Below are 15034 nucleotides of genomic sequence, written 5' to 3' on the forward strand. Positions count from 1 at the left end.
ATTGTGTGACGCAGTCCACGAAATGACGAGCGTGGTCGGACGTTTGGCAGTCTGTACGGCGTCCGCGGTGGCAGACTGTCCAGCATGGACGCTGTCGACCGGGAAATTCTGGACATCTTGCGGGTGGACTCCCGGACATCCATCCGTGACGTCGCGTCACGGATCGGGCTCAGTCGCGCGACCGCCTATGCGCGGGTGAAGCGGCTGATCGACACCAAGGTGATCCGCGGCTTCACCATCGATGTCGACCACGCGGCCCTGGGCCTCGGGTTGCCGGCGTACGTGCACGTCCGGATCAAGCAGAACTCCTGGAAGTCGTTCCGCAAGAAGGCGTGGGAGCTCGACGAGGCCGCCCACGTCGCGCTGGTCGCCGGTGACTTCGACTGCGTGATCCTGGTCCGTGCCCGCGACGCCGAGCACCTGCGCGAGCTGGTCCTCGAACGGATCCAGGCCCTACCCGAGGTGGTCGCGACCCAGACGGTGCTGGTGTTCGAGGAGCACGTCGGCCCCTCCTGACCGCTAGCGTCCCCCCATGCATCAACGCGCCTTCGTCTTCGGCGGCTCCGAGGGCATCGGCCTGGCGGTCGCCACCCAACTGGTGGCCGCAGGCACCCAGGTCGTCGTCCTGTCCCGGTCCCAGGCCAAGCTCGACGCGGCCCTCGTCCAGCTCGGGCCCGGCGCCATCGCGGTGCCCGTCGACGTCACCGACGCGAGTACGACGACCGCAGCCGTGGACGCACTGGTGGCCGAGTTCGGCGTACCGGACCTGGTGGTCACCACCGCCGGGTACGCCCGCCCGGGCTATCTGGAGGACCTGCCAGACGAGGACATCGCGGGCATGGTGGCCACGAACCTGGTCGGCACGATCAACGTCTGTCGCGCCGTCGTACCGCACCTGCGCAAGGCCGGCGCCGGCACCATCGTGACGACGTCGTCGATGGCCGGTCTGGCGGGTGTCTTCGGCTACACGGTCTACAGCGCGACGAAGTTCGGCGTGATCGGCTTCTCCGAGGCGCTGCGCCGCGAGGTGCGTCCGTACGGCATCGACGTCCGGGTGCTCTGCCCGCCGAACACCCTGACCCCGGGCTTCGACGAGGAGAACAAGCACAAGCCGGCGGAGGTGCTGGCCGCCGAGGAGAGCGTCGCGACCCTCACCCCCGACCAGGTGGCGTCTGCGCTGCGGCGCGCGCTCCGCCGGCGCCGGGGCTTCCTCGTCGTCCCGCGCGGCAGCCGCCTGGCCGCCGCAGCGATCCGGTACGCCCCTCCCGTCGTCGACCGCGCCCTGCGCCGCCCCACCGCTGGTGGTTGAGGTGCGAGGAGCGCCAGCGACGAGCCTCGAAACCTCCGGGCCTGCCCAAGCGTGGCGACGCCTTCAGCCAGCGACGCGGTACTCGTCCAGCGCTTCGGAGTAGCCCTGCGTCTCGATGTCGCGGAGCAATGACCGTGATGGCTGGTTCGTGCGCAGCCACTTGCGGATGCCGTCAATCCTTTCGTCTCGGGAACCACCCTCAAGACCGAGGCGCTCCAGCAGGATGTCGACGATCGGGATGATCTCCGGTGCGCCCGCGGGCGCGAAACCTTCGTCGTCGAACAGGCGATGTTCGAAGCTCATGAGGTGCTCACCTCCACGCTGATCTCGGGGACATTCGCGGCTCCAGCAGGATACGTCACGGCCAGGACACGAAGGGAGATTCCAGGAGCTGCCAGGAGCTCGTACTGCGACCGGAGGTCGCGTTGTCCTGCTCCGGCGATCCACGCCAGGTTGGACCCTGCGCGCCAGGTCATCTGAAGCACTGCCGCGGACGCCGGCCCGGGTGGATGTGTGAACTCTGGGGTCGCCACCGCCCGGTCAGCGGTGACGGCGAAGAATCCGCGATAGCGAGCCACTGTTCCAGGGAGTAGTGAGGAGACAGTCACTCCGAACACTCTGGAGACCGAGCGGATCCCCTTCCAGGTCTGAAGATCGATGGGGAGTTGCGCCGACCGGATCGCCGTTCGGAGGTTACGGACTTCCGCTCGAATGCCACGTGGCACCTCGGCTTCCTGAGACCGGAACGCCGACTGCACCTTGTCGTAGTGCCTGTTCGTCCCCTGCCACGCTGTGATCGCGGCCGTCTCCTCGGCGGAGAGCCGCGCGAGCCACGACTCGTACGCATGATCGAGGAAGGCAGCCAGTTCGAACGGATCCCGCTGCTCGCCAGACAAGGGTCCTCCCGAGAGTGCAGCGCCCGGCTGGCGCCCTCAGCGACGCTAGCGGGAGTGGCCAGCGCATTGCCACGGCGGAATCGCTGCCTGTGGAGAACCCTGTGACGGCGCTGAGAAGTGGACCCTGGGTCCCTCCGGACGGTGGGAGTCAGGGTTCTGCGCTTTCCAACCCGCCTCAACGCTTGCGGTCGTGCTTCCCGATGAACTCGTTGATGTACGCCCACGTCGTCTCGGGCGCCTTGGTGCCGGTGAGTACGCCGAGGTGGCCACCGGGTGCGGTGGGCATCCGGACGTCCGGTGAGTTCGGGACCAGTGAGCCGACGTGGTGCGCCACTGGGGGAGGGACGAGTACGTCGGTCGTGCCGGCGACGTTCATCACCGGGACCGTGATGTCGGCCAGATCGACCATCCTGTTCGGCCCCTGGATGCGCCCGGTGGCGAGCTCATTGCGGAGCGCCATCTTCTGGTAGACCTGAATGGTCGCCCGGCCGGGGTAGGTCAGCATGTTGTTCATCAGGCTGTCGACGGCCTGGATCTGGCCGAGGAACTCCCGGTCCTGCCGCTTGTTCCAGAGGGTGCGCGGCTTCTTGAGGTACACCGGGATCGCGGTGGCCTTGAACCCGATGCTCACCAGCGGTGCGGGCACGGACCCGGCGGCCTTGAGCGCCGTACCGACCAGCTTGCCGCCGGTGACCTTGCCGATCGCACGCACCGGGCGGAGCAGCGGCTGCTTGGACATGTCGAACGGGCTGGCGACCATCGAGAGGCTGCGGATCGGGAGGTCCTGGTAGAGGGCGGTGGTGCCGATCGAGATCAGCCCGCCCATGCACCACCCGACCAGGTGGACGTCGCGCCCGCCGGCGTCCTCGGACACCTTCCGGATCGCCTGGGGGAGTACGTCGTTGATGAAGTGCTCGATGCCGACCTTGGTGTCCGCACCCTTCATGGGCCCGTAGTCGACGAGGTACGTCGGCCGCCCGCGGCCCACGAAGTCCTCGGCGAGGGACAGGCCGCGGCGGAGGTCGAAGCACGATGCCTGGGCGCCGAGGGGCGGGACGAGCAGGACGGGCAGTCCCTTGGCACGCACGCCCTTGACCTTGTCGTAGCGGTGCAACTCCAGGGTGCGACCAGTCGCGATGATCTCGGAGGGAGTCCGGCTCAGGTCGGCGATGCCGCCCTTGACGAGGAAGTCCCACAGGTTGACGACGGAGTCCTTGGCTGCCACGGCGCCAGTGTCGCGCAAGGTACGGGCTGCCCGTGGCGTTGTCCCGGGAACCGGCAAACTTTTCTGAGTCTTTGCGCACTGCTGTCTAGACCAAAGGTAAAGATTCTGCTATTGCCATGACGCCCTGTCGCAGATGGTCGTTTCATGGCTACATCAGCGCTCGGGCCTGGTCCTTCTGTTCATCACCCCCTTACTCCCTAAGGACTTCGCATGCTCCGCACCCTTGCTCGCCGTCGCAACGAGAACGGCTTCACCCTGATCGAGCTCCTCATCGTGATCATCATTCTCGGCGTGCTCGCCGCGATCGTGGTGTTCTCGGTTCGCGGCATCACGAACAACGCCGCTGCGACTGCGTGCGAGATCGAGATCCGCACCGTCGAGACCGCCATCGAAGCGCACAAGGCCGAGCTCGGCACCTACCCGGGAACGGTCGGCGCGCTCACCGACGCGGGCTTCCTGCGCGAGGACCCGGTCGGCGAGTCGAACATCACCGACGCTACGACGATCGTCGTCGGCACTGGCGCGTTCACGACCGCGCCTGGCTGCGACGCCTGACGTACCAGTCCTTGGGAGGGCCGTCGCTCCGGCGGCGGCCCTCCTGCGGCATCCTCGGCCTCTAACTCTGGGAGTTCACGTGTTCCACCACCTGCACCGCATCGGTGACCGGATCGACCAGTTGCTGTCGGCGCTATGGGAAGTTCGCGGCACGGACCTCCTTCTCACTGTCGGGCTGCCGCCGATGCTCCGGGTCGATGGTGCCCTCGCGCCGGTCCCTGGTCAGTCTGCGCTGACGGCGGAGGAGACCGATGCGCTCCTGGCCGAGGTGCTGACGGCCGAGCAGCAGAGTGCCTGGGACTCGAAGCACGAGTACGACTTCTCGTTCTCTTGGCGCGAGCACGCCCGGATCCGCGGCAACGCCTTCACGCAGCGCGGGCTCACCGCCGTCGCTCTGAGGATGATCCCGCGTACCGTGCCCACCCCTGACGACCTCGGTCTGCCCTCGGCGCTCCGGGAACTCGCAATGAAGCACCAGGGCCTGATTCTGATGACCGGGCCGACCGGCTCCGGCAAGTCGACCACCCTCGCTTCGCTGATCGACCTGATCAACACCAACCGTGGTTGCCACATCATCACCGTCGAGGACCCGATCGAGTACGTCCACGATCACAAGATGTCGGCGGTCAACCAGCGCGAAGTCGGGACCGACACGGACAGCTTCCCGAACGCCTTGCGTTCGGTTCTCCGCGAGGACCCCGACGTCCTGTTGGTCGGCGAGATGCGTGACCTCGAGTCCATCGCCTTCGCTTTGACCGTGGCCGAGACCGGCCACCTTGTCTTCGCCACCTTGCACACCAACGACACCGCGCAATCGGTCGGACGCATGATCGACGTCTTCCCCGCGGAGCAACAGGCCCAGATCAGGGTCCAGCTCGCCGCTGCGCTCAGCTGCGTGGTCTACCAGCGACTCATCCCGAAGATCGGCGGCGGCATGACCGCGGCCTACGAGGTCCTCACCGCAACACCGGCGGTGCGGAACCTGATCAAGGAGGGCAAGACCCACCAACTGCGCAACTCGCTGATCACCGGCTCACAGGACGGGATGATCACCCTCGAGCAGTCGCTGTCACGGTTGATCCAGGACGGCATCGTGACCGAAGAGGAAGCCGTCGCGCGCAGCCTCTATCCCAAGGACATCGAGGCCCGCCCGCGGTTCACCGCTGGCGCGGGCCGGTAGGGCTCCCGCATGCGCCTCAAAGGCAAGCACAGCAAGGTCGAAGCGCCAGTTCTGGTGCCCCGGACCGACGAGGACGACGAACGCCTAGGCCGCATTCTGGTCAGCGCTGGCCGGGTCCAGCCGTATCAACTGGACGCAGTACGGGCGCAGGATGGTGGCGGGTCGCTCGCCAACAGACTGATCGACGCCGGGCACATCACTGATGAAACGCTGGCACGCACGCTCGCTGAGCACCACCAGGTCGGCGTGGCTGACTTCCGAGACATCACTCCCGACGCTGAGGTCGTACTTCTGCTGACCCGGGACCAGGCCGTTGCGCTGCAGGCACTGCCGGTCGCGGCCGACGACGAAGCAGTCACTGTCGCGGTACTGGACCCGGCTCCCGACCGAGTAGCCGCAGTGTCGACACTGCTGGGTCGGCCTGTTCGCGCGCTGGTCGCGACGCAGCGTGACCTCGAACGCAGCATCGACGCCGCCCATCGGGCCACCCGTGAGGTCGGTGGCCAGATCCAGGCCTTCGAGGCGCGCGACCTCCTCCGCCGCGAGGCTGCCAATCTCGAGACGGCTAGCGCCAACGAGGAAGCGCCCGTCGTGCGGGTGGTACAGATGGTGATCACGCAGGCACTGCGTGACCGGGCGTCCGACATCCATATCGAGCCCACGGGGGAGCGAGTCCGGGTGCGCTATCGCATCGACGGCTCGCTGACTGAGGTGCTCGACCTGCCGGGCTCGATCGGGCCCGCCATCGTCAGCCGCGTCAAGATCCTCGGCGGCATGAACATCGTTGAGCGCCGTCGCCCGCAGGACGGCCAGATCAGCATGGAAGTCGAGGGCCGCGACGTCGACATCCGGGTGTCAACGACCGCCGTGGTCGGTGGCGAGAAGGTCGTGATGCGGGTGCTCGACAAGAGCCGCCCGCTCTTCAACCTTGCGCAACTCGGAATGCCGCCCGACACGGCTGCACGCTTCTCCGCGCTGATCCACTCGCCCTACGGCATGGTGATCTGCGCGGGCCCGACCGGCGGTGGCAAGACCACCACGCTCTACGCGTCGCTCGGCGAGTTGAACAGCCCGGACCGCAACCTGATGACGATTGAGGACCCGGTCGAGTACAAGTTCGACTCGATCAATCAGATCCAGATCAACGAGCAGGCGGGCATCACCTTCGCCGGCGGGTTGAAGTCCATCCTGCGCCAGGACCCGGACGTCATCCTGGTCGGCGAGATCCGTGATGTCGACACCGCGCGCATTGCCGTGCAGTCGGCTCTGACCGGTCACTTCGTGCTCTCCTCACTGCACGCGACGGAGGCCGTCTCGGCCCTCTACCGCTTGCTGGACATGGGCATCGAGGCGTTCCTGATTGCGTCCTCGGTGACCGCGGTCGTTGCCCAGCGCCTGGTTCGCCGTAGTTGCACGTCCTGCTTGGCGCCCTACCAGCCGTCGCCGGACGAAATGGCCTTCCTGCAGTCTTTCGGTGGGTCGGAGCCGATCGGTGGCTTCCAGCACGGCACCGGCTGCCACTTCTGCGCGCAGACCGGCTATCTGGAGCGGATCGGGGTCTACGAAATGCTCGTCATCACCGACGAAGTGCGCGAACTGATCATCGACAAGGCTCCGCACGACCAGATGCGCAAGCTGGCTCGGATGCAGGGCATGCGCACCCTCCAGGAGCAGGCAGCGCAACTGGTCACTCACGGCACCACCACGGTTGCCGAAGTCATGCGTTCGATCTACGTCGCGGGAGTCTGAGCATGCCCAAGTTCGCTTATGTCGGAGTCGACCTCGACGGGTCCCGGGTCAAGGGAACCGAGAAGGCGCCCAGCCGCGGTGAAGCCGAGGTGGCGCTCTACGAGCGGGAACTGCGCGACCTCAAGGTCACTGAGAAGAAGAGCATCCTGCAGTACGAGATCTCCGGCCCGCGCATCAAGCGCGAGCAGGTCATGCACCTGTCCCGGCAGATCGCGGCCTTCCTCCGGGCCGGATTGCCGATTCTGGATGCCGTTCATGCGATCGGCGCGGAGAGTGACAGTTCATCGGTCCGCCGGATGATGCAAGAGATCGAGGACGGCCTGCGTACGGGGGAGCGGTTCTCCGACACGCTGGAGCGTTATCCGAAGGTGTTCCCCGAGTTCTACCGCGGCATCGTCCGGTCTGCCGAACTGACCGGCGAGTTGGACACCGTTCTCTCGCGGCTGTCTCGCTACATCGAACGCGACCTGATCGCGCGGCGGAAGATCAAGTCCGCCATGCTCTACCCGGCTGTCGTGGCTGGCATGTCCGTCGTCACCGTCCTGGTGCTGGCGATCTACGTGCTCCCGAAGTTCGAGGACTTCTTCAACGATCTGGATGCCGAACTTCCCCTGCCGACCCGGATGCTTCTCAACACCACCGGCTTCCTTGGTAACTGGTGGTGGGCGATCCTGGCTGCCCTGGCCGCCATCGTGTTGATCTTCCTGATTGGCACACGGTTCGAGAAGGGCAAGTACGCTCGCGACGCCTTCCTGCTCAAGGTCCCGGTGCTCGGAGAGACCATCCAGTACGCCCTCGTTGAGCGCTTCTGTCGCGTGCTCGCCTCCATGGTCGGGGCTGGGGTCAACTTGACTGAAGGACTTCGCGTTTCCACGTCCTCGCTGCGCAACCGGGTCTTCATGAAGCGACTCGGTGAGGTTGAAGAGGCCATGCTGGAAGGCCAGGGCATCGCGACTCCGCTCGCACGCACCCGGCTGTTTCCTGGTACAGCCACGTCGATGCTGCGGGTCGGCGAGGAGACCGGGTCGATGGACACCCAGCTCGAGGTCACCGCGCAGTACTACGAAGACGAGCTGGACTACAAGATCGCCAAGCTCACTGCGCTGATCGAGCCCATCGTGATCATCGCGATGGGTGGCATCGTCGGGTTCGTGGCGATCGCGTTGGTTTCGGCGATGTACGGCATCTTTGAGCAGGTAGAACTCTGATGCTTTCCCCCCGCGACACCCGCTCCGACGCCGGCGCCACGCTGGTTGAGGTGTTGGTGTCTCTGATCATTCTCAGCACAGCGGGCCTCGCCGTCATGGCCGGACTTCAGATGAGCATTCTGACGTCAGATATCCACCGCAAGCAGTCCACAGGCGGCGCGTACGTGCGCAGCTATGCCGAGGCGATCGAGAAGTACCTCAACACCAACGGAAACTACGTCAAGTGCGCAGGGGCGGACGCCTACAACGTCAACGCTGTGCTCACTGAACTCGACGGCCTTCCGAGCAACTTCACGCCCCATCACGCAGCGGCCGCACCAATCGCTGGCGACGGATCGGTCATCACCACGGGCAGCTGCCCGTCGAGGGACACGGGCGTGCAACGCCTTCGGCTGACGATGGTGTCGAATGACGGGCGCGGTACTGAGCGGCTCACCATCGTCGTTCGGCGGATCTGCGACACGGGTACGGCATGCGACTGATTGAGCGGGTACGGCACCGTTACCGCCGACGAGACGACGCCGGGTTCACCCTGATCGAGTTGCTGATCACGGTCATCATCATGGGTGCCATTGCTGCGGGCGTTGCAGGTGTGCTGATTAGTTATCTGAAGTTCAGTGTCGACACCCAGTCGCGTATGACGGAGTCCCTTGACGTCCAGTTTGCGGCCAGTTACTGGCAGCGGGACGTCGCAAGCATCGGTGTGCGCACCTACGACTCGGGGTCGAAGTCGTTTCCGCTCGCCCAATCGGTGGATGTGACGCCCGCCTGCACGATGCCGACCGGAACGAGGGTGGTCACGCTCGCCTGGAGTGAGTACGACCCGCTGGTTCTCGACTCCACGGTCGTCGGCCCGACGGTGACCGTCAGCTACGTCGCGAAGCCGGATGGCACCGCCTTCGACCTCGTCCGGGTCCGCTGCACGGGCTCGACCATCGACTCTTCAATCGAAGTAGCGCACAGCCTCAACGCCGTCCCGACCAGGGCGTGTGACATCAGTTGTACCGGCACCGGATCGAACGTGCCGGCGATCGTCGAACTCAGCCTCTCGATCCTGGATCCCGACGGCAACGGCGGCGCCGCCTATTCAGCCACGCTCACTGGCGAACGGAGACAGACATGATCGACCGACTGCGGAGTAGACTTCGCCGGCATTCGCCAGACGATCGTGGAGCGATTCTCGTCATGGCGATCATCATCGTCACGGTGGTGGCTGTCGTGACCGGTCTGGTCTTGACGCGCGGTGACGGCAGCCTGCGAGCCACCATTGCGCTTCGTGATGCCGCTCGGTCTTCGTACGCCGCCGACGGTGCGGCCCAGGTTGCGATCAACGCGCTGAGGACTGGCTACAACACGGGGACTGGTGAGCCGACGCCCTGGTACTACACCAACGCTGTGGGCACCGGCTGCTTCGGCTACAACGGAAGCGGCGGATCCACCACTCCTCTCAACACCCTGGCCGTGAACAACGTCATCCCGAAGGAGACGGGTGACACCCAGAGTGCGATGTCCGCGGCGGTGGAATGTGAGGCCGAGGACGCTACGGGCGAGCAGGGTTCGGCCGTCCCGATCAACAGCTCCAACAAGCCGGGAAACGCGATCCTCACCTTGGGCACCAGCGGCGCTGAGGATGGCTTCACGTTCAAGACCAACGGCTCGGGCGCAGCGTTCCGCGTGAAGGGCGGCATCTGGTCGAACTCGACGATCTTCCGTGACAACAATGGCAACCTGGAGTCCTCGGAGAGCATCCGCGCCCACACGGGTTGTACGCCGATCGCGGCCATGATCGCGCCGGTGGTCAACTGCTCTGCCAGCACCACGGCTGATCCGAACTACCAGAGCGATCTCGACATTGCCGGTACTGGCATCCCCACGCTCCAGACGCCGCCGGCCAGTTGCCCGAACAACGGCACCGTCACCCTGAGCCCGGGCTACTACGACGACGTCACCAAGCTCAACGCGCTGACCAACACCAACAGCCAGTGCTTCATTCACCTCCAGCCCGGTCCGTACTACTTCGACTTCCACAACAACTCCGTCGACACCCTCTTCGACAGCGACATCGCAGCGGGCGGAGGCAACGTGTGGACGATCGGTTCACGCAAGACGGTCATCGGCGGCACGCTGACAGCCGACACCACGGTTCCGGGGCGCTGCGTGAACCCCATCGACGACGTGAACGCCGCTGGCGTGCAGTTGATATTCGGCGGTGACAGCCGGATGCTCATCGAGGCCAACGGTCAGGACACGGAGGTCGAGTTCTGCGCCACGTACCACACCAGCCGGCCCCCGATCGCGATCTACGGTCAGAAGACGGGAACCGCCACCCTCACCGATGTGTCGGGAGGGTCCGCGCTCACCGTTAAGACGGGCACTACTCCCACGGTCACCGCCGCGGGCACCCACGGCACCTTCACGGGCGCCACTCCGCCGAACTTGCAGTCTGTCGATGGCGACCAAGCCACCGACGCCAACCTCGCGGTGTGGCGACGCACGACCACCAACGCTGGCAACCAGACTCGATCGATCACGATGAACGGGTTCGAGACGGGAACATCGCTCCCGAAGGGGACGGTGTTGAAGAGCGCGGTGCTCAAGGTGACGCACCGCAACACCAGCACCGGCAGCGGGCAAGTCAATCGCGTTACGCTGACGCCCACGGGCGGTTCGGCGCTCACGACCACGGCGTTGCCGGCTCGCGCCAACCTGACCACCGACACCGTTGACCTGGCGACCCTCGGCAGCACTTGGGGTGCGTTCCAGCAGCGCGTGCATGACTTCGGGTACACCGGAGCGGACGTCAACTTCGAGTCAACCCTCACCACGGCTACGTCGACCGGAGGACCGACCCCGGTGATCACGCCGCAGGTCGCCCAACTGGATGCGGTTCGACTCGAGATGACCTACTACCTGCCGGGGCTCCGTGGACAGACCACGGCCGCGATTCCCAGCAACACCGTCGCCACGGTCGGCGGTGCAGCGGTCGTACAACTGCTCGGAAACAGCACGACCTTCTATGTGCAGGGCACCACGTACACCCCGCTCGCCAAGATCGATCTGTCGCTCAACAACCTCGATGAGTCGGTCTTCAGGTTCGGCGTCATCGCCCGCTCTCTCGTTGTGTTCGAGACGGGGTCGTTCTCGTTCCCGGGCGCTGTCATCGAACTCCCCGACAACTCACCGGGCTTCGGGTTCGAGACGACTCTGGTCCGACTCAAGGTCTATCTGTGCCCAGGGGTCACCAGCGGATGTACAGCAGGTACTGGTGAGTTCGCGCTGGAGGCGCGGGTGAAGGTGTTCGATACTGGTGGGGTCCCTGGTCCGCCGAACCGGCAGATCTCCGTCCTGAACTGGAGCCACCAGCGCTGAGCGAGCACGAAGTCCTCTCGGTCCTCTCGGTCCTCGTCCCGATCTTCGCTGGCCTGCTCGGGCTCGCCATCGGGTCGTTCCTCAACGTCGTCGCGCACCGCGTGCCGGCGGGGGAGTCGATCGTCAGTCCGCCGTCGGCGTGCCCGAAGTGCGGGCACGAGATCCGCAACCGGCACAACCTGCCGGTGATCGGGTGGCTGATCCTGCGCGGGAAGTGCTTCGACTGCGGGGAGCCGATCAGTGCGCGGTACCCGCTCGTCGAGGCCGGTACGGGCCTGGCGTTCGTGCTGGTGGCGCTGCGGCTCGGCACCGACGAGCAGGGACTGCGGTTGCTGCCGGCGTACCTGACCTTCGCGGCCGTCGGGATCGCGCTCGCGCTCATCGACCTGGACGTCCAGCGTCTGCCGGACAAGATCGTCCTGCCGTCGTACGTCGTCCTGGGTGGGCTGCTGCTCATCGGCGGAGACGGAGGAGCGCTGCTGCGCGCGATCGAAGGCGCGGCGATCCTGTTCGCGTTCTTCTTCATCGTCTGGCTGATCGCGCCGGGAGGCATGGGCTTCGGTGACGTGAAGCTGTCCGGGATCGTCGGCGGGATGACCGCCTATCTGACGTGGGGGACCTTCCTCGTCGGTGCCTTCATGGGCTTCCTGCTCGGCGCCGTTGCCGGCGTACTGCTGATGTCTGGCGGCAAGGCCGGGCGCAAGACCGCGGTGCCGTTCGGGCCGTTCATGATCCTGGGGGCGTTCGCCGCGATCCTGGGGGCCGGGGAGCTCGGGGACTACTACCTGGAGCTGATCGGGTACTGAGCGTCTCGATACGCCGCTCGTTCCTCGCGGCTACTCGACGAGCTTGCGGGGCCGGGCGTCTCGATACGCGACGAGCTTGCGGGGCCGGGCGTCTCGATACGCGACGAGCTTGCGGCGACGGCCTCGCTGCGCTGTCCAGCGGAAGTGGGGACATCGGAAAAGCGGGATCGGCAAAGCCGCCGTGAGGTGGTGGAATGTCTTCAACAGGCCGTGGTGGTCGCAAACCGTGCAGTGTCCCCTGCATGGAGCGCCCACCACGGCCTGATTCGGTGAAGCGCCACCAAGTCTGCCGGGCTTTACTCGCCAGGGGGCCGGCTGGATGGTCAAATTCCTGCGGCCCAGGTTCGCGAAAGCTTGTTCGATCTGACGTGGGATCGACTACAGGTCACGACAGTCGGAGCCTGTCAGGCGTCGATCATTCCGGTCGTCCTGGGCGGCAAGGGCGACGCGCTCGGCGCTGGAACCAGATCGAGCTCGCCGAGCGGGCCGGGATCTCGGCGAACACGCTGCGCAGCATCGAGCAGGGTGCGCCGAGTTCCACGATCGGGATCGTGTTCGAGGTCGCCGTCCTGCTGGGCCTGGACCTGTTCGGTGCCGGTGCCGGCGAACTGTCCGCCCTCGTTGCCCAGGGACGCAACCAACTGGCGCTCCTGCCGAAACGGGTCCGGAACCGTCCCCGTGACCTCCAGGACGACTTCTGATGACAACTGCGGGGCCAACGAGCGCGTTCGTGTGGGTGTGGCTCCCGGGCGCGGTGACCTCGGTACCGGCCGGGCGTCTGCAGTACCGCGGACCGTGAGCAGATGTGGCACCGTCAGATCCTCAACCCTGCTGTGCACTACTGACCGCGACCGCCAGGCGGCTCGGGCTACGCGACGAACTTGGCTGGAATCAGCGAGCGGCGAAGCAGACCAGGCAGGACGACGGGTCGTGCTGGATGTTGCTGTCGTGCAGGCGGTCGCTGCGGTTGAGGAAGTCGTCGAGGGCACGCTCGGAAGCGGCGATCTCGAGGATGACCTCTTCGAGCTCGGGGGAAAGGCGCGGGCCGGTCTGGACCTCGGACCGGCTGTTCTCCAGGACGGTTTCGGACGCCAGTGCGCTCATGGTTGCTCCCCCAGTTGTGCCCGAGTCCTCGTTGACCAGGGCCCGTCGTGCTCTCCCTCAGGCCCTGTTCTTCGAGGATCCATGCTGGCTCGGACCGGCGCAATGGGAGAGGGCAAGGTCGGGCCGAAAGCGGGACAAGGTCCCATCACAATTGACTACTGAAGGGCGGCCGTGAGGCGCATGACATTGTCGACGTACCGCGTGCGCCGCGGCCGGAGGTCCCATTCGGCCAACGTCAACTCCTTCGACAGCGCGCGATAACCGTCCTCCACCTCGCGCAGCCGAGCGACCACCGCAGGGTCCGGGAGCATCAGCGACACCTCGTAGTTGAGGCCGAACGAACGCATGTCCATGTTGCTCGAACCGATCACCGCGACGTTGTCGTCGATCGTGAAGTGCTTCGCGTGCAGGACGTACGGCGCCGGGTACCGGAAGATCCGGACGCCGGCCCGGAGCAGCTCCTTGTAGTACGACGCCTGGGCATGCCCGACCATGAACTGGTCGGCGACCTCGCTCACGAACAGTTCCACCTCCACGCCGCGTTCGGCGGCCGTCGTGACGGCGTACAGGAGCGACTCGTCGGGGACGAAGTACGGCGAGGTCAGGGAGATCCGCTCCGTGGCGGCGTATAGCAGGGTGGTGAACATCCGCAGGTTGTTCTCGGCGCGCACGCCCGGGCCGCTCGGCACGACCTGGCAGGGCACGTCGAGCACCTCGTCGGGGCGGATGTCGGGCTTGCCGTGAACGGCGACCAGTTCGACCGGCTCGCCCGTCTCGACGTACCAATCGGTCGCGAAGACGCTGTTCAGGCCACCGACCACCGGGCCCTCCAGGCGGACCATCAGCTCGACCCACTCGCGGCCGAGCTTCTGGTTCTTCGGCTTGTTGTAACAGGGCTCGGTGAGGTTGAGCGAACCGGTGAACCCGACGCTGCCGTCGACCACGAGGATCTTGCGGTGGTTGCGCAGATCGGGGCGGCGGAACCGGCCCTGCAACGGCTGAATCGGCAGCATCGGATGCCAGTCGATGTCGGTCTTGCGGAGGCGGCGCAGCATCCGGTGGTAGCCGGGGATGCCGCGCGAACCGAGGTGGTCGAACAGCAGGCGTACGTCGACCCCGCGGGCCGTCGCGCGGATCAGCGACTGGAAGAGCGGGTCGGTCACGTCGTCCCACGCGGTGATGTAGAACTCGACGTGCACGTGGCTGCGCGCGCGGTCGACCTCTGCGGCCATCTCGAGGATCACGCCGGAGTACTCGTCCCAGAGCTGCACCTCGTTGCCGCCCGTCAGGGGGAGCGCCCCGAGGCGGTGGTTGAGCGAGGCGACGCGGGCGATCGGCGCAGGCAACCGGTTCGCGTCGAAGGACAACGGGAGCTGGTCGGTGCGTTCGCGGATGGCTTTCATCGCCTCGCGCTGGCGGCCGACCCGGCGGTTGCCCAGCCGGGTGCGGCCGAAGGTCAGGAAGATCAGGAAACCGATGATCGGCTCCACCAGAATCAGCAGCAGCCAGGCCATGCCCGTCGACGGCTTGCGGTTGCCGGGGATGACGCCGAGTGCCACGACCCGGAGCCCCACCTCCAGGATCAGGAAGATCACGCCGAAGGTCGACGTCGGATCGGGCCAGGTCATGGCTG

General features: G+C 66.1%; 16 protein-coding genes. 11 read left to right on the plus strand and 5 right to left on the minus strand.

Annotated features, from left to right (window positions below; all coding sequences use genetic code 11):
- Nucleotides 1-84 precede the first annotated feature (84 nt).
- Nucleotides 85-516 carry an Lrp/AsnC family transcriptional regulator gene (locus tag HRC28_RS11325; protein WP_182380175.1) on the plus strand — a complete coding sequence of 144 codons (432 nt, stop codon included), beginning with the start codon at nt 85-87 and terminating at the stop codon, nt 514-516.
- Nucleotides 517-532: 16 nt separating this feature from the next.
- Nucleotides 533-1309 (plus strand): SDR family NAD(P)-dependent oxidoreductase, encoded by a 777-nt coding sequence (locus HRC28_RS11330; protein WP_182380176.1) that lies wholly within the window; start codon nt 533-535, stop codon nt 1307-1309.
- A 63-nt stretch (nt 1310-1372) separates the two neighbouring features.
- On the opposite strand, the gene HRC28_RS11335 is transcribed toward HRC28_RS11330, so the two are convergent.
- The 3 genes from HRC28_RS11335 to HRC28_RS11345 all read right to left on the minus strand — a co-directional run bounded on the left by HRC28_RS11335 (nt 1373) and on the right by HRC28_RS11345 (nt 3430).
- The gene (locus HRC28_RS11335; protein ID WP_182380177.1) at nt 1373-1612 is read right to left on the minus strand and encodes a hypothetical protein; all 240 of its coding nucleotides are present in this window, start codon (nt 1610-1612) and stop codon (nt 1373-1375) included.
- Nucleotides 1609-2205 carry a hypothetical protein gene (locus tag HRC28_RS11340; protein WP_182380178.1) on the minus strand — a complete coding sequence of 199 codons (597 nt, stop codon included), beginning with the start codon at nt 2203-2205 and terminating at the stop codon, nt 1609-1611. The genes HRC28_RS11335 and HRC28_RS11340 overlap by 4 nt, the downstream gene beginning before the upstream one ends.
- A 175-nt stretch (nt 2206-2380) precedes the next feature.
- The gene (locus HRC28_RS11345) at nt 2381-3430 is read right to left on the minus strand and encodes an alpha/beta fold hydrolase (RefSeq protein ID WP_182380179.1); all 1050 of its coding nucleotides are present in this window, start codon (nt 3428-3430) and stop codon (nt 2381-2383) included.
- Between the two features lie 210 nt (nt 3431-3640).
- Between HRC28_RS11345 and HRC28_RS11350 the strand changes: the two genes are divergently transcribed.
- The 9 genes from HRC28_RS11350 to HRC28_RS11390 all read left to right on the plus strand — a co-directional run bounded on the left by HRC28_RS11350 (nt 3641) and on the right by HRC28_RS11390 (nt 12998).
- Complete coding sequence (locus HRC28_RS11350) at nt 3641-3985, plus strand: prepilin-type N-terminal cleavage/methylation domain-containing protein (RefSeq protein ID WP_182380180.1); 345 nt, start codon at nt 3641-3643, stop codon at nt 3983-3985.
- A 79-nt stretch (nt 3986-4064) separates the two neighbouring features.
- On the plus strand, nt 4065-5165 hold the full coding sequence (locus HRC28_RS11355; protein ID WP_237111800.1) for a type IV pilus twitching motility protein PilT: 1101 nt from the start codon (nt 4065-4067) through the stop codon (nt 5163-5165).
- 9 nt (nt 5166-5174) lie between these two features.
- Nucleotides 5175-6914, plus strand: a complete 1740-nt coding sequence (locus tag HRC28_RS11360; RefSeq protein WP_182380181.1) for a GspE/PulE family protein — start codon at nt 5175-5177, stop codon at nt 6912-6914.
- A 2-nt stretch (nt 6915-6916) separates the two neighbouring features.
- Nucleotides 6917-8122 (plus strand): type II secretion system F family protein, encoded by a 1206-nt coding sequence (locus HRC28_RS11365; protein WP_182380182.1) that lies wholly within the window; start codon nt 6917-6919, stop codon nt 8120-8122.
- Entirely contained in the window at nt 8122-8604 is a 483-nt protein-coding gene (locus tag HRC28_RS11370) for a type II secretion system protein (protein ID WP_182380183.1), read from the plus strand. The genes HRC28_RS11365 and HRC28_RS11370 overlap by 1 nt, the downstream gene beginning before the upstream one ends.
- Nucleotides 8595-9245 (plus strand): type II secretion system protein, encoded by a 651-nt coding sequence (locus HRC28_RS11375; protein ID WP_182380184.1) that lies wholly within the window; start codon nt 8595-8597, stop codon nt 9243-9245. Before HRC28_RS11370 ends, HRC28_RS11375 begins: the two co-directional genes overlap by 10 nt.
- Nucleotides 9246-9307: 62 nt before the next feature.
- Nucleotides 9308-11491: a hypothetical protein gene (locus HRC28_RS11380; protein WP_182380185.1), complete on the plus strand. Its 2184-nt coding sequence runs from the start codon at nt 9308-9310 to the stop codon at nt 11489-11491.
- 53 nt (nt 11492-11544) lie between these two features.
- Nucleotides 11545-12297 (plus strand): A24 family peptidase, encoded by a 753-nt coding sequence (locus HRC28_RS11385; protein WP_272902683.1) that lies wholly within the window; start codon nt 11545-11547, stop codon nt 12295-12297.
- A 368-nt stretch (nt 12298-12665) separates the two neighbouring features.
- Nucleotides 12666-12998: a helix-turn-helix domain-containing protein gene (locus HRC28_RS11390; RefSeq protein WP_202033310.1), complete on the plus strand. Its 333-nt coding sequence runs from the start codon at nt 12666-12668 to the stop codon at nt 12996-12998.
- 190 nt (nt 12999-13188) lie between these two features.
- Here HRC28_RS11390 and HRC28_RS11395 read toward each other — a convergent pair whose 3' ends face one another.
- Entirely contained in the window at nt 13189-13401 is a 213-nt protein-coding gene (locus tag HRC28_RS11395; protein WP_182380187.1) for a hypothetical protein, read from the minus strand.
- Between the two features lie 155 nt (nt 13402-13556).
- Nucleotides 13557-15029: a cardiolipin synthase gene (cls, locus tag HRC28_RS11400; RefSeq protein WP_182380188.1), complete on the minus strand. Its 1473-nt coding sequence runs from the start codon at nt 15027-15029 to the stop codon at nt 13557-13559.
- Between the last annotated feature and the right edge of the window lie 5 nt (nt 15030-15034).

This window comes from Nocardioides sp. WS12, assembly GCF_014108865.1.
In the GTDB taxonomy this organism is placed as follows: domain Bacteria; phylum Actinomycetota; class Actinomycetes; order Propionibacteriales; family Nocardioidaceae; genus Nocardioides.